Annotated in this window: 17 protein-coding genes; 9 read left to right on the top strand and 8 right to left on the bottom strand. The window is 49.8% G+C overall.

What is annotated here, in order from left to right; all coding sequences use genetic code 11:
• Nucleotides 1-34: 34 nt before the first annotated feature.
• Nucleotides 35-781: an SAM-dependent methyltransferase gene (locus LY264_RS19120; RefSeq protein WP_048226389.1), complete on the bottom strand. Its 747-nt coding sequence runs from the start codon at nt 779-781 to the stop codon at nt 35-37.
• A gap of 10 nt (nt 782-791) precedes the next feature.
• Nucleotides 792-1,049: a YjhX family toxin gene (locus LY264_RS19115; RefSeq protein ID WP_003021255.1), complete on the bottom strand. Its 258-nt coding sequence runs from the start codon at nt 1,047-1,049 to the stop codon at nt 792-794.
• A gap of 1,320 nt (nt 1,050-2,369) precedes the next feature.
• Here LY264_RS19115 and pepT point away from each other — a divergent pair.
• From pepT to LY264_RS19095, 4 genes are all read left to right on the top strand, one after another.
• A complete protein-coding gene (pepT, locus tag LY264_RS19110) occupies nt 2,370-3,626 on the top strand; it encodes a peptidase T (RefSeq protein ID WP_048226387.1) in 1,257 nt (418 codons plus the stop codon).
• Complete coding sequence (gene dcuC / locus LY264_RS19105) at nt 3,623-4,984, top strand: C4-dicarboxylate transporter DcuC (protein ID WP_048226385.1); 1,362 nt, start codon at nt 3,623-3,625, stop codon at nt 4,982-4,984. Before pepT ends, dcuC begins: the two co-directional genes overlap by 4 nt.
• Nucleotides 4,985-5,306: 322 nt before the next feature.
• Nucleotides 5,307-5,936: a DUF2913 family protein gene (locus LY264_RS19100; RefSeq protein ID WP_048226383.1), complete on the top strand. Its 630-nt coding sequence runs from the start codon at nt 5,307-5,309 to the stop codon at nt 5,934-5,936.
• Nucleotides 5,937-6,034: 98 nt separating this feature from the next.
• Nucleotides 6,035-6,271 (top strand): hypothetical protein, encoded by a 237-nt coding sequence (locus LY264_RS19095; RefSeq protein ID WP_020996594.1) that lies wholly within the window; start codon nt 6,035-6,037, stop codon nt 6,269-6,271.
• A 101-nt stretch (nt 6,272-6,372) separates the two neighbouring features.
• Here the strand turns inward: LY264_RS19095 and LY264_RS19090 are convergent, their stop codons facing one another.
• On the bottom strand, nt 6,373-7,002 hold the full coding sequence (locus LY264_RS19090; RefSeq protein ID WP_048226381.1) for a LysE family translocator: 630 nt from the start codon (nt 7,000-7,002) through the stop codon (nt 6,373-6,375).
• Between the two features lie 109 nt (nt 7,003-7,111).
• Here LY264_RS19090 and LY264_RS19085 point away from each other — a divergent pair, with 109 nt between their 5' ends.
• The 3 genes from LY264_RS19085 (at nt 7,112) to foxA (ending at nt 11,354) form a co-directional block, all read left to right on the top strand.
• Complete coding sequence (locus LY264_RS19085) at nt 7,112-8,017, top strand: LysR substrate-binding domain-containing protein (RefSeq protein WP_048226379.1); 906 nt, start codon at nt 7,112-7,114, stop codon at nt 8,015-8,017.
• Nucleotides 8,018-8,140: 123 nt separating this feature from the next.
• Complete coding sequence (locus tag LY264_RS19080) at nt 8,141-9,124, top strand: helix-turn-helix transcriptional regulator (RefSeq protein ID WP_008783852.1); 984 nt, start codon at nt 8,141-8,143, stop codon at nt 9,122-9,124.
• Between the two features lie 121 nt (nt 9,125-9,245).
• Nucleotides 9,246-11,354 (top strand): ferrioxamine B receptor FoxA, encoded by a 2,109-nt coding sequence (foxA, locus tag LY264_RS19075; protein WP_100247269.1) that lies wholly within the window; start codon nt 9,246-9,248, stop codon nt 11,352-11,354.
• Nucleotides 11,355-11,785: 431 nt separating this feature from the next.
• On the opposite strand, the gene LY264_RS19070 is transcribed toward foxA, so the two are convergent.
• From LY264_RS19070 to LY264_RS19055, 4 genes are all read right to left on the bottom strand, one after another.
• Nucleotides 11,786-12,295, bottom strand: coding sequence for a hypothetical protein (locus tag LY264_RS19070; protein WP_240498926.1), 510 nt, complete (start codon nt 12,293-12,295; stop codon nt 11,786-11,788).
• Nucleotides 12,296-12,478: 183 nt separating this feature from the next.
• Nucleotides 12,479-13,573, bottom strand: a complete 1,095-nt coding sequence (locus LY264_RS19065) for a 4Fe-4S binding protein (RefSeq protein WP_048214839.1) — start codon at nt 13,571-13,573, stop codon at nt 12,479-12,481.
• A gap of 220 nt (nt 13,574-13,793) precedes the next feature.
• Nucleotides 13,794-15,182 carry a diguanylate cyclase gene (locus LY264_RS19060; RefSeq protein ID WP_048226374.1) on the bottom strand — a complete coding sequence of 463 codons (1,389 nt, stop codon included), beginning with the start codon at nt 15,180-15,182 and terminating at the stop codon, nt 13,794-13,796.
• A gap of 79 nt (nt 15,183-15,261) precedes the next feature.
• Nucleotides 15,262-15,894, bottom strand: a complete 633-nt coding sequence (locus LY264_RS19055; RefSeq protein WP_003830900.1) for a LysE family transporter — start codon at nt 15,892-15,894, stop codon at nt 15,262-15,264.
• A 265-nt stretch (nt 15,895-16,159) separates the two neighbouring features.
• Here LY264_RS19055 and yahO point away from each other — a divergent pair, with 265 nt between their 5' ends.
• Nucleotides 16,160-16,435: a DUF1471 family periplasmic protein YahO gene (gene yahO / locus LY264_RS19050; RefSeq protein WP_032942474.1), complete on the top strand. Its 276-nt coding sequence runs from the start codon at nt 16,160-16,162 to the stop codon at nt 16,433-16,435.
• A 32-nt stretch (nt 16,436-16,467) separates the two neighbouring features.
• On the opposite strand, the gene prpR is transcribed toward yahO, so the two are convergent.
• On the bottom strand, nt 16,468-18,078 hold the full coding sequence (gene prpR / locus LY264_RS19045) for a propionate catabolism operon regulatory protein PrpR (RefSeq protein ID WP_048226372.1): 1,611 nt from the start codon (nt 18,076-18,078) through the stop codon (nt 16,468-16,470).
• A 253-nt stretch (nt 18,079-18,331) separates the two neighbouring features.
• On the opposite strand from prpR, the gene prpB reads away from it, so the two are divergent.
• Nucleotides 18,332-19,213, top strand: coding sequence for a methylisocitrate lyase (gene prpB / locus LY264_RS19040; protein WP_048226370.1), 882 nt, complete (start codon nt 18,332-18,334; stop codon nt 19,211-19,213).
• Nucleotides 19,214-19,242: the final 29 nt, after the last annotated feature.

Raw genomic sequence — 19,242 nt, 5'->3', positions numbered from 1 at the left:
GGTATAACCTGCCAGGCTATACCGACTGCATATATTATCTCTTCATGAGTGCGAATACGCCCCACCCAATATATTCCCGGGTGAATGCAACGTGGCGCACTGGTGAACTTCTCAGTTGCTCTCTGACTTCGGCGGTAAACTCATCGTCCGGATTTGCCTCCAACCACCGGCGCATCGTCAACCATTTTGCCGCCTCGTATCTGTCCCAACCTTCCTGATCAGCCAGTACCATTTCAACCACGTCATAACCGAGCAGGTCGAAAGACGAAACAAGTTCTGGCAGAGAAAGAAAATCGGCTACTGAAGTCGCGCCGCAAGCCATAGCGATCTCCTCCGTTGCGGGCATCTGACGCCAGTACGGTTCGCCGATGAGCAGGATCCCGCCTGGTTTGAGACTTTGTTCCAGCTGTTTGACCGTTCCGGCAACGCCGCCAGCAATCCAGGTTGCACCAACGCAGGCGGCAATATCGAATTTTTCTTCGGCGATATAACCTGTTGCATCGGCATGAATAAAACGCACGTGCTCAGTGACGCCTAATTCACTTGCCCGCATGGTGGCTTGCTCACTGAATAACTGGCTCATATCGATACCAACGCCGGAAATTCCATGATCGCGTGCCCAGGTGCACAACATCTCGCCCGAGCCGCTGCCGAGATCCAGGATGCGAGTTCCTGGGGGCATCCGTAAAACCTGACCTAACGTCGCATATTTTTGCGCGGTGAACGGATTATGAATGCGATGTGCGCTTTCGCTGATCGTAAAAATCTTCGGGATATCCATCTCTCTCTCCTTAGCGATTATCCAGTTGGGCGCGAACGTTGTTCAGCCCGGTGGTATTGATGCGGTAGGGCTGACCATTAACGGATTTGATCAGTTTTTTCGTTCTGAGCTTTTTGAATACGTCGAGCGTGCAGTCGCAGAGCAGTAACCCTTCGCGGCTATAGCATTCGACGGAAGTGACACGACCAGATGCATCGCGGACGTGAGCAATACGGCCACCTTTGGCGAGAACGTGTAAGGTACGTTGTTCCTGACGGGATAAATTCATACTGGAAAACCTGTTTAATCATCATGTGCAAAACGTGCAAACACACAGCGGTGTCCGCATTCGATTTCGGCGCATTGATAACCAGTCCGGCCTGAAAAGGTCGGTAAGCTGATTATCTGATGATTACATTCTCCAGCATCAAAGCCTCGGGTTGAGTTGATAGGTATTTACCTGCTGAATCATACCAGCCTGGGCGAGTAGGGGAATCGTTCTGTCGGGAAAATGTGATCTATGACGAAAAATTGCGTTTAGCTTATTTTATAATTTTTTAACTCTCGTTAGCTGAGCGGTGTATGGATATATTAAATTTATTGAATATTCAGACATTGTCAGTAGCGGTATTGGCCGTAATGATGTGTTGTTAGCCCCACTTGCGTCATACTATAGATTAGTGATATTTAATTTTTCCCTATCCTAATTTTGTTTTATTTGATAAATATGTCTTTATTATAAAAAGGATTTTTAATGGTGTTTGCTTTTAATTCTTTTTAGGAATTTTCTTAACGTCGTGAAGTGTGTATACTCAATCCAGCAAGAAGCTCTTCTGTTATCATCAAAACTATAAAAATGTCCTTAACACCCGTATTACCTCTGCCCTGAATCTCTTCTCAGGGGAGAGGTTTTTTTTGCCTGTGTATAATTTTGATAATCGTCATAAATAGATAATTTAATATTATTGTTCTTGTTGTTTTGCATTAGTGATGACGACAGGTTTTGTTCTGTGAACCATACGGTAATGTTGAAATAGTATCGCTATGAATCTATTTCATGGTGAATAGTGTGATTTCATCTTTATTTATAGGGGTATTATATAGTTTTTCTTATAACTATCTGTTTTTAAGCGTTATGTTAATTTTCGCTTTTGAAGTAATTGTGATTTTGTTCACGGATTTTAGTGCGTTAAGTGGCTATTTGTAGAGAGGTGCAAACGGTTGCATGTTGCTGTTACAGCATTTGTTCATTAAAAAAATATAGCGATGGTATGTCTTGTGTCGGTATCGGGGGCAAGAATCTAAATGATTTTTATTATCCCTTAGACATACGAATGCCGTTTATGACTTCTGTTAGCTTAACACCATGGAAAATGTAGTAAAAACAGACAGGGTATATGATTTTATCAATCAAAAGGAGTTTTTAATCACTGGTGTAATTACTGGCCTTTTTTATCTTCCTTTATATAAATCGTTGTCGTAACACCCATAAAATCAGCGTTCTGGGATGAGCGCTGATTTTATTTTGTTCTCAGATTATTCAACCCACGCTGTATGCAGGTCTTCTCTTGCAGTACCTCGTAAATGATACATTAAAGGATCTCCTGGAATGGATATTGTTGAACGCTTTATTAACTACACGAAAATCAATACCACGACCTCAAGGGAAAATGGTGCTAATGGGATAATGCCTTCTTCACCTGGTCAAATGGAACTGGCAAAACTACTTGCAGTAGAACTTGAAGCATTAGGAATGGAAAACATTGAGGTCAGGGATACCGCTATTGTGACAGCGACCTTACCTGGAAATACCGATGCCACGATCCCTGTCGTTTCCTTTTTTGGCCATCTGGATACCAGCGCGGAACAGACCGCGGACACAAATGCGCAACGTCTTCACTACAGCGGTGGGGATTTGTGTCTGAATCAAGAGCTGAATATTTATCTGCGTGAAAGTGAATTTCCGGAACTGAAAAATTATGTCGGCGATGACCTGCTGGTGACGGATGGTACCAGTCTGCTAGGGGCTGATGATAAAGCCGCCATCGCCGCGATTATGAATGCTCTGGAGTACCTGATCGCGCACCCGGAGATTAAGCATGGGCCGGTGAAGGTCGGTTTTGTTCCTGATGAAGAGCAGGGATTACGGGGAGCAAAAGCGTTTGATGTTGCGGCGTTTGGCGCTGATTTTGGCTATACCCTGGACTGCTGCGGCATTGGAGAGTTTGTCTACGAGAACTGGAACGCGGGTGATGCGGAAATCATCTTTACCGGCCAGTCCGCGCACCCTATGTCGGCCAAAGGTAAGCTGAAGAACTCGCTGCTGATGGCGCATAAGTTTATTGCGATGCTGCCCGGAGGAGAGGCGCCTGAGTATACGGAAGGACGCGAAGGGTATTACTGGGTAAAACAGCTTCAGGGTAACAGCGCCCGTACGGTACTTAAGCTGGATATCCGGGATTTTACCGAAGAAGGGTATAAGGCGCGTATGGCATATATCCGCCAGCTTGCCGTCAGCACCTGCGCGCTGTGGGGAGAAAACAGCGTGGTCTGTCATTTAACCGATCGCTATGCCAATGTGTTCAATAGCTTGCAGGGCGATGCACACTACCCGATTGATATTGCGTTTCGCGCGTATCAGAAGTGTGGCATTACCCCGCAACCTGTCGCCATGCGTGGTGGGTATGATGGCGCAGTGCTATCGCAGAAAGGACTGCCTTGCCCGAATATTTTTACCGGTGCTCATAACTTTCATTCAATTTATGAATATCTACCGGTGCGTTCACTGCGAGCCGCCAGCGATGTGGTGGTAGCGGTCATTGAAGAAACCTTTGCTGAGTTCGCGCAGAGGAGAGCTCAGTCATGATTCAGGTGTTAATTGCCCTACTGGTTATCGTGGTGGTCGCGCGTCTGATACTGAAAGGTTATCGCGCTGAACCGGTGCTGTTCATTGCGGGCCTGGTGTTGATGATTTGTACGGCGTTAACCGGATGGGGTTCTGTATTACCGAAGGGCGTTGCCAGTACGGGGATTTCATTTCTCGATCCTTTCGAGGTGATGCGCGATCTCTTTAGTACGCGTGCTGCCGATCTCGGCCTGATGATTATGGCGCTCATGGGATTTGCGCATTACATGGATCATATCGGGGCAAATGAAGCTGTTGTGCGGGTCGTGACGAAACCTTTGCGCGCGCTGCGTTCGCCCTATGTGCTTCTATTTTTCTCCTATCTGCTCGCCAGCCTCCTGCAGTTGGCCATCCCATCCGCTACCGGGCTTGCCGTGTTGCTGATGGGGACGATGTTCCCCATTATGCTGGGGTTAGGGCTTTCTGCGGCCTCGGCTGCTGGGGTTATTGCCACCTCGCTTGGTGTGGCGTATACCCCGACGGCCATCGATGCTATCAGGGGATCTAAAGCGGTCAATATGGATGTGGTGGAATACGTTGTTTACCACCAGGGACCCGCAGCGCTGGCAACCGTGCTGGTCGTGGGCGTCTGCCATTTCTTCTGGCAGCGGCATTGCGACCGTAAAGCGGGAACGCTACCACGGGAAATCGGTAGCGCTGAGGTGACTGACTCAGGAAATGCCCCGGCTTTTTATGCGCTGCTCCCGATGCTTCCGATATTGATGGCGGTGGGATCATCGGAAATGTTCGTCAGTGGTATTAACCTGAATATTATCACCATTGTGCTCATTTCGATGGCTGTCTGCATGTTGATTGAGTGGTTGCGGGTGCGTGATTTAAAGTCAGTATGCGAAGGATTCAGCCATTTCCTTAAAGGCATGGGCACCGCCTTTACCGGGGTGGTTGGGCTACTGGTTGCGGCAGGTGTTTTTGCTCACGGAATTAAAGTCATTGGTGCCATTGATCAATTAATCCTGATGGCGGAGCACGTGGGATTACCTCCATTTGCTATGGCGGTGGTGTTTGCGCTGGTGACGCTGGCGGCAGCAATTATTATGGGATCGGGTAATGCGCCATTCCTTGCTTTTGTTGAGCTGATCCCGCAAATCGCGGCAAGTATGGGCGCTAACGCTGTTGCCATGATCCTGCCGATGCAGCAGGCATCACATATGGGGCGGGCAATTTCACCGGTTTCCGGCGTGGTGATTGCCGTTTCCAGTGGGGCGAAAATAACGCCATTTGATGTGGTTAAACGTACCGCCGTACCGTTGATTGTGGGCTTTGTAACTCATACCCTGATCATCGGTATTTTCTATTAACTTCGTCTGTAATAAGCAAACTTCCGGGTTGCTGAATGCCCGGTAGTTTGCTTTTTCTGTTTACAGGTCTCATCACAAAAGGTGATATTGATTACTGGTGATTATTATTAACCTTTATCTTTATCGCATTATTCTTATTAGTCATTGTTGAGCCACCCCAGATTAATGATTAATAAGTATGATGTATTATATTTGCACGTTTATTACATAGGAATAAGTTAATCTGGATCATATTTTGGCGATTTTAGTTGTAGTAATTTTTTAATAGAGTAATACAAGAATGACGTGGAATAACAATGATGATTTATTTGGGCAGGTTTAAGTGGTAAGGGATTCTGGAAGAGTTAGTACGTTACGACATCATTATCAGGATGATCTGGAAGCCTTTACCTGGAGTGCGTTAGTCGCAATTGGTATCGCAATAAAGGATCATAAAATCTACTCTAAAATGTCAGAGCATCTATTCATTATGCATTGGCTGGCTATTGCCAAAAAAAGGAAAATCTTTTCGAAGAGCATTGTCAGTGAGCTTCAGTGGTTAATTGATGAGGGGAAGAAAAAAAGCCTCAATGCACAACTTAAATTTAAAATAGAATATTTGTACGCCACATCGAGTGGTGATGTGACAATGCAAAACGACTATTTTAAATTTACTCACACGATTGAAGTGTTGAGAAATAATGGATGGGAGAGCTTTCTGCTCACTCCGGAGAAGTGGCAAGGCCTTCATGAGAGTATTAAGGTCAGAAAAGGTGACTTTATTTTTATGGATGACACTCGGCTTCAGGAGTGCTTTGGCGTGCAGGGGGAGATAGTCAAACCTTTCTGTATTCGAGTGTACGGCGATATTGAGTTTGCAAAGTTAACGTTCATCAAACATAACCTGCCGGTTGAATTTGTGAAACATATTTCGAATGAGTTTTATTACTTCAATTTTCTTTCTGTTAAGTAATGCTTAACTGATATGGGGGACAAATTTCTGTTTGTTCAAAGAGTGTATTGATCTACCTGTGAAGTTATCGGATATATACCACGCGCAAAGGACAGCGAATGTTTACTCGAAAGTTAGTGATTACAACCGAATGGATAAGGTTGTCGGATACGCCAGACAATGTATCCATTTCTTTTCGGGGCGTTCTTGAGATCGGTGAAAGCACGGTTGTGCCAGATGGCAACACGCCTCTACTTCGCTTAGAAAATGAAATGGCACCTGTCGCCGTTGATGCATTGTCATGGGTGAGGGTGCCAGTTGAACGCCAGGAAAATGTTATCGTCTATATTTTCTGAATCCTGGTTTATAAATCCATTAATAATATTAATGTCGATTTGTTCTTATTTTATTCCTCCCGGTGCAAGATGAGATGTCTGGCTGAACAATTCGTTGGGGATCACATCGCGGGTGAGAGCATTTGTAGCGCGTGTACATTATAAATAATGCCAAACACCGCCACCGCGAGCAGAAACAGGGAGGAGATAAAAACGCTGCGTCTGGCAAACCGCTCTGGCATCCAGCGTTTGAAAACCATGATGTAAAAAGACAACACCGTAACATCAAAAATAACCCACACCAGCGTTAGCGTCAGAATGCTGGTGGTGAAATCTTGCGTAATGGCAATGAACTGGGGAAAAAATGCTACGAAAAACAAAATGTCCTTTGGGTTAGCGACCCCTGTCAGAAATCCATGGATAAGCCCGCTGTTATCGCGTTTTGGCGCACACAGTCCGGGTTTTGAGTCCCTGGCCCGCAGGCCGTTAATCGCCATCACACCGATATACAACGATCCCACAAGACCCAGTACGCCAAGCCATATCGCAGAGATTGAAACCACGCCAGCTAGCATCAGTGCAGCCAGAGCAATCAATACTAAAGAAGCTCCGTTAGTGCCAATCAGCGTGATAAAGGCCCGGCGATAGCCGTGCTGCGACGCGGTGGTGGTAATCAACGCCACGACAGGACCCGGAGTTAACAGCAGGGTTACTACGCTGAGGCTATAGGTAGCCAGTAAAGTGAAATTCATACCTGATTATCCTGATGATATTTTCCATCAGTATTCCGCCTGCGTGGCGCATTGAAAAACGAATAAAACTGCGCTCTACTGTGAGTAAAACTCAACATAGAAGCTGAGAATGACGCTACCTCCGTTGTATGCCCTGAGGGCTTTTGAAGCCGCAGCCCGTCTGGGATCGTTCAGTAAAGCCGCTATTCAACTTAACGTGACGCCGGGCGCGGTAAGCCGTCATATTCGCACGCTGGAGGCATGGTTTGGTTGTGAGCTATTTGTCCGCAGCGGCCCGCGTATCGAGATAACGCCTTCTGGCCAAGGGCTGGCGCAGCAGTTGACGGCTGGGTTTCAGAGTCTGGAACACGCGTGTCATGCCTTTCGCAGCAGCAGTCATGAGCTACGGCTGAAAGCGCCGTCTACGTTGACGATGCGCTGGCTTCTGGACGTGCTGCGTCATTTCCGTGAAGCGCATCCGACCCCGGTTGTCGAAATTTCCAGCGTCTGGATGGATACCGATTCGGTATCCTTCGGTCGTGAACCGTATGACTGTGCGATCCTGTTAGGGAATGGCCATTTTGGTGACGATACCGACAGCCGGTTGCTGTTTCAGGAGTGGCTTATCCCGGTGTGCTCAACCGCACTGCTGGTGCAGGCGCAGCGCGATCTTTCTGCCTGTGAACTGATTCATCCCTCAGCGGATCGCCGTGACTGGCGTCGGTGGCTGCAACGCACCGGGAAGTTTCCGGCGTTGAATCTTGCGCGAGGCAAAGTGTTCGACACCCTGGAGCAGGGCAGTCTTGCCGCGATGAGCGGTCATGGCGTGTCCGTTGCCGACCTGCTGTTAAGCCTGTCGGCCATTCAGGCAGGGATGTTGGCGTTACCGTTTAAAGATGCGGTAGCGACTGGCGAGGGGTATTACCTTGTCTGGCCAAAGACTTCAACACGGCTCAGAAATATTGAGCTGCTGTATCGCTGGTTAAAAGAGGCTGCGCCGTGTGTCTCCTCGGCAGATCTAAACTGGCTGGATTAAGCTGTTTATTCTGCTAATCATCATATTGATAATGGTTCTCATTATTATTGTCGTATTGCGCAGGTAATGGTAATGTTGCTTCAGTTATAAACCGTTAATCCCATTTCCTGTGCAGAAGACAGCATGAACAATACCACCGCCCTGAATGCCTCCGGACGCGTCGCTCGCACTTTCTCCGTCAGCGAGTTTATGGATTTTGGTGAGCGCTACGGGATCGATTACCGCTTTCCCCAGTTGGCACAAAGGCCGGATTTACCGTCTGGCAGCCCTGTTCTGCAAGGTGAAATTGAGGAGATGACTCTCCCATGTGGGATGTGCGTGACGCACTCCGACGTACAGGTATTGCAACCCTACGAAACCACCTCTCGTCACGACAGCCCTCTGTATATGCTGGTGGTACTGGAAGGCTGCGTGATCCTGACGCTTAACGGACAGGAGCATGTGGTGCGCTCCGGCATGGCGTTTAGCTCACGCCTGAGTGAGCACCAGACGATGCGTGCCCGTCATCATGCTGATTGTAAACTGCGGACATTATCGCTCGGTTTGTATCCCGACGGCGCGTGTCGCACGGGGTTGCTCGAATCGTTGATGCGTGAGTGGGAAAGATGCCAGACGCCGACGCTTATCTGGCAGGTGCCGGGGTTTTTACTCAGCGGACTACAGTACGCGCAGCAGAGTACGATTAGCCATATTTCTCGTCAGCTGATGCTGGAAGGGCTGATATTACAACTGTTTGGTCATGGCCTCAGCGTGTGTCAGGTCGAGAGCGGTAAACGTCTTGCGGCGAGCGGTGAGCAGCAGCGGCTGGAGGTCGTTCGCCGACTGCTGGAGCAGAGTCCCGAAAAAGACTACACCCTTAATGAACTGGCCCAACGCGCAGCGATGAGTCCCAGTAGCCTGCGCAGTAAGTTTCGCGCAGCCTATGGCTGTTCGGTATTCGACTACCTGCGCGATTGCCGTCTGGAACGTGCGCGCGGCTATCTACTGGAAGGATATAGCGTACAACAGGCGGCCTGGATGTCGGGTTATCAGCACGCCACTAACTTTTCTACTGCTTTTCGTCGCCGTTACGGCTTTTCGCCCGGCGATTTGCTCAAACTTTGCTAATCCATATTTGCGTTTTACGCACGTGATTTCCTGACAATTTGGCACTGCGCATAGGCAACCTGGCATCCGGCATAGCTATCTCCGTCAGCAAAAAGGTAATAATTCTCACTTACAATTAGACATGCCTTTGGAGATATTCATGTTCGCGAAGACTCGCTTGGCGCTGCTGGTGGGATGGGTTACCGGCAGCGTGGCTTTTCCTCTGCTGGCGCAGGAAACAACAAAAAACGATACGGTGGTTGTCACGTCGCAGATGCAGAGCGGGGCCACGAAGCTTGCCACGCCGGATATTGAAACACCGCAGTCGGTATCGATCGTAACCCGTGAACAGTTTGAAGAGCAGGGCGCAACCAGCGTGCGCCAGGCCGTCAGCTATACGCCGGGGGTGTACAGCAATCAGATTGGCGCTTCCAACCGCTTTGACTACATCGTGCTGCGTGGCTTTTCTGACGGTAGCCTGGATAACGTCTATCTCGATGGTCTGAAGATGATGGGCGACACCAACTCACACAGCTCGCTGGTGGTCGATCCGTGGTTCCTCGAAGATATCGAAGTCGTACGCGGTCCGGCTTCCGTACTGTATGGTCGTTCCTCCCCGGGTGGCATTGTGGCGCTGACCTCACGTAAGCCATCGTTTGATGCGGGCGGCGAAGTGAAGCTGTTTGCCGGCAACAATAACCAGCGCGGCGCGGCGTTTGACGTCACCGGAGCGCTGGATGATAACGATCGCGTGGCGGCGCGACTGAGCGGGATGACGCGTTACGCGGACTCGCAGTTTGGTCCATTGAAGGAAGAGCGTTACGCGCTGATGCCCAGCCTGACATGGCGTATCACCGATCAGACGCGTCTGGATCTGATGGCCTATCTGCACCGTGACCCGGAAGGCGGTAGCCACTCCGGTCTGCCGTATGACGGCACCGTGGTTCCGCATTACGGGCAAAAGATCTCCAACACCTTTTACGAAGGCGAGGATGATTACGACAAATACGATCGCCGTGAAAACATGGTGGGCTACAACATTGAGCATATGTTTGATAGCGGTTGGTCGGTGCGGCAAAAGCTGCGCTATCTGCATACCGACGTTGAGCTGAATCAGGTGTATGCGGCGGGCTGGCTGAATGAAACCGAGCTTAATCGCGGTTACTCCGGCTCTGATGAAAAAATGTCGGCGATTACGCTGGATAACCAGCTCGACGGCAGCTTTGATACCTGGCAGGTAAACCACCGTCTGCTGGTGGGGATCGACTATCAGGATCGCAGCAACAATACTACCGGTTACTACGGCGCTTTCCCGCCGATTGACGCTTTTAACCCGGTGTACGGCGCGAAGCCTGATTACATCGACATGTATGCGCGTGAGAAACACAAGTTGCGCCAGACGGGTTACTATTTGCAGGATCAGATGTCATGGGATCGCTGGCGTATTACGCTCGGTGGTCGCTACGATCAGGTCAGCGTTTCTAACATTGATAAGATCAAGGATACTCGCAGCGATCTGGATAAAAACAACTTCAGCACCCGCGCCGCGCTGCTCTATTTATTCGATAACGGCTTTGCGCCGTACGTGAGTTATTCCACTGCCTTTACGCCAACCAGCTTTGCCGATGAGAACGGCAATCTGCTGGATCCGATGAAAGGCAAGCAGTGGGAAGCGGGGCTGAAATATGAGCCGGAAGGACTTAACAGTCAGTTCAGCGCGTCGGTGTTCCGTATCAATCAGACGAATATTGCCACCAAAGAAGAGCCGACCGATCCGTACCGCTCGATTGGGGAAATTGAATCTGAAGGGGTGGAGCTGGAGGCAATTAGCCAACTGACGGATAGCTTCCGTTTGCAGGCGGCGTATACCTATACCGACATTCGCTATAAGAAAAGCAGCCCGGAAGAACAGGGCAAGCGCGCAGTGTACGCCCCGCGTAACCAGGCCAGTACCTGGCTGAGCTACGATGTGAAAAGCGGTCCGCTGGACGGCCTGACGTTGGGTTCAGGCGTGCGCTACGTTAACGGTATTACCAGCGATCGCCTGAATACTCACACCCTGCCGTCCTACACACTGGTGGATATGGTGATTGGTTACGACTTAACGAATATCGGCATTAAAGGGTTGAGCGCGCAGTTGAACGTTAACAACCTGACCGACAAGCGCTACGTTGCAGCCTGTAACTCGCTCTCATACTGCTACTTCGGCGCCGAGCGCAGCATTGTCGGCAGTGTGTCCTGGAAATTCTGATGTTTTAGCCGGATGCGGCGCTGGCGCCTTATCCGGCCTACGGCAGCGTGCAAATCGTAGGCCTGATAAGCGCAGCGCATCAGGCTTTGTGATTGCGGCTATTGTGTAAAACCGTTCTGCAGACAAATCTGCACGCTGGTGCCTTATCCGGTCTACGGCAGCGTGCAAATCGTAGGCCTGATAAGCGCAGCGCAACAGGCATAGTAGATTGCGGTTATTGTGTAAAACCGTTTTGCAGACAAATCTGCGCGCTGGCGCCTTATCCGACCTACGGCAGCGTGCAAATTGTAGGCGCATCAGGCATAGTGGATTGCGGTTATTGTGTAAAACCGTTTTGCATACAATCTGCGCGCTGGCTCCTTATCCGGCCTACGGCAGCGTGCAAATCGTAGGCCTGATAAGCGCAGCGCATCAGGCATAGTGGATTGAGGTTATTTTGTAAAACCGTTTTGCATACAAATCTGCGCGCTGGCTCTCAGCGTAAAGGCGACTTTGTCTGGGTACTGGCTGTAATAGTTATGCTCTTCTTCCAGCCCTTTTGCCTGCGCCAGACGTACCGTTTCCAGCGAGCAGGTACGGTAGATCAGGTCTTTATTCATATTGGTCTGCTTCTCGCGCTGTTTATCTGCGGACAGCGCCAGCCAGCTTTCGGACAGTGAGTAATCGTAGACCACCCGATTTCCTTTCGCCTGCACGTTCTCAATGGTAATGAATTCGTCGATTTTCAGTCTTGGCTGCCCACGCATTTTTTTCTTATCTTCCGCGGCGGCATATTGGGCCAGCGCATGAATATCCATACTGGCTATTTTCTGTTTATAAGCATCTACATAAGCGGTAGGTTGCTGATAATGCTGAGCGTAAGCGTTTCTTAATTCCCCGTCATTCATCGTACAACCTGCCAGAAACAGAGGTAATAGCAGTGCCAGTTTTATTTTAGTCATGATGTTATCCCGTTCATTATTTTGATCCCAGTCGCCCATAACAAAATAGAAAAATTATTACAGATGATATTTAAGGTTGTATAAACGAGAGCGCGATGGCACAAGTTCAATTGTCTTAAAATGGCAGGACAGGCGGGAAACCCTGCCAGAATTGGCAGGGTTTTGAACATACTGATAAAAAAATTAATGGCCGATCATCTTTGCCTTCGGGATCAGCTGGAAATACATATGATCAGGCACTGGTGTATCCCAGACATTGGCATAAACGGCATAACCAATGGTGGCAAACAGAATGCCAAGCACCAGTAGCGTCATGGCAACACCTGATAGCGTCTTCTGTCGCCATAACGGTTTACCGTTGTCTTGCGCCCCCGGCGGTGTTTGCAGTGAAAAGCTCAGCGTTGAGGCCACCGGGCAGGATTCAACGCAGGTCATGCAGCCAGTGCATTCCACGGTACGCACCTGAATCAGTCTGTCGACCTGGATATTCGACGGGCAGTTTTTCGCGCATTTTCCGCAGTCGATGCAGCTGTCTGCGTTACGGCGGATTTTAAACGGCGAGAGCAGCGAGAACAGGCCGAGCAGCGCACCATAAGGGCACAGATAGCGGCACCAGGCATTGCGAATAAACAGGCTCAGGACGCTGATAACGACAACAAAGATGAGCGTAGCGGGGCCAATATGGCGAAAGAAATCGAGCATCTTTACGTCGATAATCATGCCATAGGCCGACATTAGAAAATACTGAATCCCCTGCGCAGGCATCGACAGGGCGATATACAAAAAGAAACTCAGCAACAAATACTTCAGACTGAGCAGCGGGATATCCAGCCAGCGCGGCAGCGTGAAGTTGCGACCAAATACTTTCTTCCCCAAATTGCCGAGCAGTTCGGATAGCGTGCCCACCGGGCATAACCACGAACAGAAGGCTTTTTTTAACAACAGACTAATCAGGATAAACGCAACTAACAGCAGCATGGAGGCGGCATGGATAGGCGGAAGAAAACCAGTCTCCAGCGTATAGCGGATATTCATCAAACCCGCGATTGGTAGCCATCCCTCAATACCGCCAGGCCTTGGAATATAGACGCTGGTGCCGGCGGTTTCGAAATAGCGGACCCAGTAATAGAACGTTACGCCAATATAAATATTAATAGCCAGCAGGAGAAACTGGGTGGCTTTTCGCCAGCTGCTGGCATTGCGCCAGTCATTCCACGGCAGCTTGCCTCCGATCGTGCCAGGACGGCGCTGCCAGCGTGTTCTCTTCTTCCCGTTCATGGTTTTATACTATCCCTCATATTTCCCCTTCTGCATTCAGAAGGCGTCATCACCGGGATATGCTAGCGCTATTCAGATTTGGTGTATTTGATTTGCATCTTATTATGTGGCTGTTATTTTTATCACGCAAATAGACTTGAATAAAAATAACAGCTCGGTATTTATCGCCGATCAGATAAATACCCTGAACGGGGTATTTATTTCTCTGTGGCGGAGAAGATTATTCCTGATATACCTCTATGCGATCGCGGCCATTACTTTTCGCCAGATAAAGCGCGCGATCGGCTTTATCAACCAACTGTTTATAGTCGGGGTGATAGTCATATTCGGCGATGCCAATGCTGACGGTAATAGAAAATGATTCTGCCGCCGATGCCGCCATGCACATCCCGGCAATCTTCATACGCAGCGTTTCGAGAATGATACTGGCCTGCGACTTGTCTGACTCGACGAGCAGGATCATAAATTCTTCACCACCGTAGCGGAACACGTAATCGCTGCTACGGATATGATCATAAATGACTGCTGCGACGTTTTTGAGCGTCAGATCGCCGGTATTATGCCCGAAGTTATCGTTAATTTGCTTGAAGTAGTCGATATCCAGCATCGCCAGGCTAAAAGGCTTCCGCGCATGTAACGCTAACGAAATCTCACGCCGCATGATGGTTGGAATAAAGCGGCGGTTAAGTAACTGGGTCAGCGAGTCTTTACCATTTTCCTGTTTCACCAGTGCGTCAAACATTGAGGCGAGCAGGAAATGGATTTTTGCCGACAGCTGGCGGACATCCTGCAACAGGCTCATCCTCTCAGGTTCTGTCGGCTGATGCTGAGGTGACAGGGTGGTCGTCATGCGGTTGTCGATCTCTGCTATCAGCGATTCCATTTCATTCAACAGATTGCTGTTGCCGAGAATGTGTTTTCCTTTATGCGAGAACCACATACCAAAATCAGAATTTGCCAGAAATACCATCTCACCGAAAGGCATACCGATGGCGATGTTATAGATAAACTGATTTTCCCAGTCGGTAAATGAGCGAATTTGTCGTTCGCGTTCGACGTTAACGTCATCGTAAATGGTCTGCAGGCGATACTGCTCCTGCGTATGCAGGGAGTTTTGGTGGCTTGGGGAATAAGAGACGGTCATGGCCTCCAGCGCAGTATCCATTGCCAGACTGCTGAAACAGATAGCATTGCTCAGCAGGGAAGACGAGTCGTCAGCTTTGGTTTTCAATACCCGATACAGCTCATCCTTGAGCTTACGCGCGCCGCGGTTTACCAGATCGATGGGCAGACCGATACGGGCATGCACCACGCCAATTTTGCGTTGTTTGGCCAGCAGCTGCGGTAGATCTTCGTGCGCGCTGCCGAGCACGCTGCGTAACCAGTCAAACATACTACCACTGAGGCGGGTACTGACCTGTTCTGTATTAAGGAACAATGCGCTCTGGGCATGGGAGAGCATATAGTCATAAAAAACGGTCACTAAATGGCGGATCTCTTCATCGCTTAACGATGTGAGGAGCATATGAACTTCAGGCGATGTTTGTCGTATCAGCGCCTGCCATTCTGTAAGGAGTAATGTGTCGTTTACCGGTTCAACCTGTTCCATCTCACTGCCACTCAACCTGCGATTAAAAATTCAGGCGGTATTACGGACAATTACCTCACGATGGTCAAGTTAAACTCTCTTATCGATGGCTAATACCTTCATAAATAAGTCTTAGCGCGAAAACACCTATTATTGCGCCAATCACCCGGCTGGCAACACGTTGGATACGACCATACGCCCGTCGCACGGCAGGCAAAGAAAATGCCTGGCTGAGAAATATACGCCAGATAACGGAAGACAACACAATGCCTGCCCAGGCCATCAGTCTGGCCCACGTAGGTGTGTCTGCGCTTAAGGTGACCGAGAAGATACTAATGAAAAACAGCACGGTTTGCGGGTTTGATAAATCCGTTAGTAATCCACGGCGGAAAAACACATACCAGGGGGCGGAAAGCGGCTGCTGTAGCGTGGGCATTTGCGGCGTGGCCTGATGGCGGATGCTGTTCCAGGCAAACCACAGCAGATAGGCGCCGCCGACAATCTTAATCAATGAAAATATCTCTTCACACTGGGTGATTAGCGTTGCCATACCAAAGAGCCCAAGGCCGGAGTAAAACGCATCACCCAAGGCAACACCCAGACCGGTCATCACGCCTGCGCGTCGTCCGGATGCCAGGCTAGTTTGTACCACCACGAACAGATTTGCGCCGGGGTTAAAAAAGGTTAAAACAAAGAGGCTGACGGTGAGTACAACGGCGTGCAAAGGTTCCATAGACAACGTTTCCATTAGTAAACACGGGAAAGACAGCTAACACTATAATTTTAGTGCGCACACCATTCTGCGCATTCACTCACACTGCGCGTTAAAATGCAGCGCCACTGCGTTTTTCGTAATTAACGATTCGCAAAATCTCTTTATATTTCCGCCTGCTCTGGATCTTTTTGTCAGCCTGAACTACTTATTAATCATCCTTGACTCGCATGTCGAATGTTCAGGGGGCGATGATGGCATATATAACAAAATCTGGAGCTTTTATATGAAAACTGGAATTAAAGTACTTATTGGTGCGTTAGCTTTTGTTGTGACCAACGCGTATGCCGCGGAATTTATGACGAAGGTTGAGTTTGAAAAGGTTGAGTCTCAGTATACAAAAATCGGCGATATTTCAACGAGTAATGAAGTCTCTACTTCGGATGCGAAAGAAGACCTTCTGAAGAAAGCTGAAGAGAAAGGCGCTGACGTGGTGGTATTAACCTCCGGCCAAACGGATAACAAAATCCATGGCACAGCCAATATTTACAAGAAAAAATAACGTGCAGCTGTAAAAAATACGACACCCGTCGGTCATTGTACCGGCGGGTTTTCTTTTAATCTGCGCCAGAACGTGGTTCTGCTAATTCCGAGATACCGTGCGGCGGCAGTTTTGTCACCATCAAATTGTGCCAGCACCTGCTGTGGCGTCAGTGATGATGATATGTGCGGTGTAGTGGTAACAACGGACAGTTCCGGTAACAGCTGCTGTAAAAAATCTACGTTCAGCTCTGGCTGCGGTTCGACGCTTAAAAACAGTGCCAGGCGCTCCATCATATTACGCAGTTCGCGGATATTCCCCGGCCAGCCATAATTCAGCAACGTCGGCTGACTTAACCCCAGCCCCTTGCGAACAGGCTCAGAAAACGGCACGTCCAGTTCCGCCAGCGACTGTTTTAAAAAGCCTTCCGCCAGTGGCAGGATATCGGGCAACCGCTCGCGTAGCGGCGGCAGCTTGAGGCGTAAAATGCTCAGGCGATAAAACAGATCGGTTCGAAACTCCCCCTGTTTCATCTCCTGCTCCAGATTACAGTGCGTGGCGCTAATCACCCGGACATCAACCGGAATCGGCTGATGTCCACCGACCCGGGTAACCTCTTTTTCTTCCAGCACGCGTAGCAGTCGGGTTTGTAACGGCAGCGGCATCTCGCCTATCTCATCAAGAAACAGGGTTCCGCCGTGAGCGATTTCAAACAGGCCCGCGCGCCCCCCTCGGCGAGAGCCGGTAAAGGCGCCATCCTCATAGCCGAACAGCTCCGCTTCCAGCAATGACTCGGTGATTGCCCCGCAGTTGACGGCAACAAACGGCGGTGAGGGTTTACCGCGCCGATTCTCCTGACGGGTGAAAAACTCACGGTGAATGGCCTGTGCGGCCAGCTCTTTACCCGTTCCTGTTTCGCCCTGAATGAGGACCGGCGCACGCGAACGGGCGTACAGCATAATGGTGTGCCGTACCTGTTCCATCTGCGCAGAGTGACCGCGCATATCTCCGAGCGCATAGCGAGTGCGCAACGTATCGCCAGAGGCGTACTGACCGTTTCTGCGTAATGTCAAGCGGGTCATATCCAACGCATCGACAAAGGCCTGGCGCACGGTGGCCGCCGAATAGATAAAGATGCCGGTCATGCCTGCTTCTTCTGCCAGATCGGTAATCAACCCCGCACCAACTACCGCTTGTGTACCGCCAGCCTTCAGCTCGTTGATTTGCCCACGAGCATCTTCCTCGGTGATATAGCTGCGCTGTTCAAGCTGCAAATTGAAGGTTTTTTGAAACGCGAGAAGCGCCGGGAGGGGTTCCTGATAGGTAATGACGCCAATCGACGAGGTGAGTTTTCCCGCTTTTGCCAGCGCCTGTAGCACGTCGAATCCGCTGGGTTTAATCAGGATCACCGGAATCGATAAACGGCTTTTCAGATATGCGCCGTTGGAGCCCGCCGCAATGATGGCATCGCAACGCTCGGTAGCCAGCTTCTTACGGATATAGGCCACCGCTTTTTCGAAACCAAGCTGAATGGGGGTGATGGTCGCCAGGTGGTCGAACTCCAGACTGATGTCGCGAAACAGTTCAAACAGGCGGGTGACTGAGACTGTCCAGATAACCGGTTTGTCGTCGTTCACACGCGGCGGTAGATGTGTATCTGCCATAACTAACCCAAAAAAGTAAGGAACCGAGTATTAGGGTTTAGTTGTGTTTCATAAATGTTGCAATGAAACGTGAAGGAACGTTTCATGAAACGATAGCTGACACGCTTTTGTGTAACAAAAATAGGAGTATTGGATTTAATGTATTGTTTTAAAAGATAAAAAATTAAATTGAAGAGAAAATAAGCTCCCTGGCATACCCCTTGCTTTAGAAATATCAACGAACGATAACAAGTTGATAACAAGAGGACGGGATATGTCTCTACACTCCCCAGGGCTGGCGTTTCGCGCTGCGCTCACTAAAGAAAACCCATTACAAATCGTTGGCACCATCAACGCCAACCACGCTCTGCTGGCTCAACGTGCCGGGTATCAAGCGATTTATCTCTCCGGCGGCGGTGTCGCGGCGGGGTCGCTGGGGCTGCCGGATCTCGGCATTTCTACCCTTGATGATGTGCTGACTGATATTCGTCGCATTACGGATGTTTGCCCGCTGCCATTGCTGGTGGATGCGGATATTGGTTTTGGATCGTCTGCATTCAACGTGGCGCGTACCGTCAAGTCGATTTCCAAAGCGGGTGCTGCTGCGCTGCATATTGAAGATCAGATCGGCGCCAAGCGCTGCGGTCATCGCCCGAACAAGGCGATCGTCTCGAAAGAAGAGATGGTCGACAGGATCCGCGCAGCCGTTGATGCGCGCACCGATCCCAACTTTGTGATTATGGCGCGGACCGATGCGCTGGCGGTGGAAGGGTTAGAGGCTGCCATCGATCGTGCCCAGGCGTATGTCGAAGCGGGCGCTGACATGCTGTTCCCGGAAGCCATTACCGAACTTGAGATGTACCGCCAGTTTGCCGATGCGGTACAGGTACCAATTCTCGCCAACATTACTGAATTTGGCGCCACACCGCTGTTTACCACCGATGAACTGCGCAGCGCGAACGTTGCGATGGCGCTATACCCGCTGTCAGCTTTCCGCGCCATGAACCGCGCGGCGGAGAAGGTTTACAACGTGCTGCGTCAGGAAGGTACGCAAAAGAACGTTATCGACATTATGCAGACGCGCAACGAGCTGTACGAAAGCATCAATTACTACCAGTTCGAAGAGAAACTCGACGCGTTGTACACAAAAAAGTAACCGTCGTAGGCCGGATAAGGCGTAGCCGC

It is taken from the genome of Citrobacter portucalensis (genome assembly GCF_023374935.1).
In the GTDB taxonomy this organism is placed as follows: Bacteria; Pseudomonadota; Gammaproteobacteria; order Enterobacterales; family Enterobacteriaceae; genus Citrobacter; species Citrobacter portucalensis.
This window is presented reverse-complemented; position numbering and strand designations above follow the sequence as displayed.

Coding starts and splice junctions, on each gene's coding strand:
- LY264_RS19070 (WP_240498926.1), bottom strand. CDS start 12,295: ATGACTAAAATAAAACTGGCACTGCTATTACCTCTGTTTCTGGCAGGT.
- pepT (WP_048226387.1), top strand. CDS start 2,370: ATGGATATTGTTGAACGCTTTATTAACTACACGAAAATCAATACCACG.
- LY264_RS19120 (WP_048226389.1), bottom strand. CDS start 781: ATGGATATCCCGAAGATTTTTACGATCAGCGAAAGCGCACATCGCATT.
- LY264_RS19065 (WP_048214839.1), bottom strand. CDS start 13,573: ATGAACGGGAAGAAGAGAACACGCTGGCAGCGCCGTCCTGGCACGATC.
- LY264_RS19115 (WP_003021255.1), bottom strand. CDS start 1,049: ATGAATTTATCCCGTCAGGAACAACGTACCTTACACGTTCTCGCCAAA.
- foxA (WP_100247269.1), top strand. CDS start 9,246: ATGCCTTTGGAGATATTCATGTTCGCGAAGACTCGCTTGGCGCTGCTG.
- LY264_RS19080 (WP_008783852.1), top strand. CDS start 8,141: ATGAACAATACCACCGCCCTGAATGCCTCCGGACGCGTCGCTCGCACT.
- LY264_RS19090 (WP_048226381.1), bottom strand. CDS start 7,002: ATGAATTTCACTTTACTGGCTACCTATAGCCTCAGCGTAGTAACCCTG.
- yahO (WP_032942474.1), top strand. CDS start 16,160: ATGAAAACTGGAATTAAAGTACTTATTGGTGCGTTAGCTTTTGTTGTG.
- LY264_RS19055 (WP_003830900.1), bottom strand. CDS start 15,894: ATGGAACCTTTGCACGCCGTTGTACTCACCGTCAGCCTCTTTGTTTTA.
- LY264_RS19085 (WP_048226379.1), top strand. CDS start 7,112: ATGACGCTACCTCCGTTGTATGCCCTGAGGGCTTTTGAAGCCGCAGCC.
- prpR (WP_048226372.1), bottom strand. CDS start 18,078: ATGGCAGATACACATCTACCGCCGCGTGTGAACGACGACAAACCGGTT.
- LY264_RS19060 (WP_048226374.1), bottom strand. CDS start 15,182: ATGGAACAGGTTGAACCGGTAAACGACACATTACTCCTTACAGAATGG.
- prpB (WP_048226370.1), top strand. CDS start 18,332: ATGTCTCTACACTCCCCAGGGCTGGCGTTTCGCGCTGCGCTCACTAAA.
- dcuC (WP_048226385.1), top strand. CDS start 3,623: ATGATTCAGGTGTTAATTGCCCTACTGGTTATCGTGGTGGTCGCGCGT.
- LY264_RS19095 (WP_020996594.1), top strand. CDS start 6,035: ATGTTTACTCGAAAGTTAGTGATTACAACCGAATGGATAAGGTTGTCG.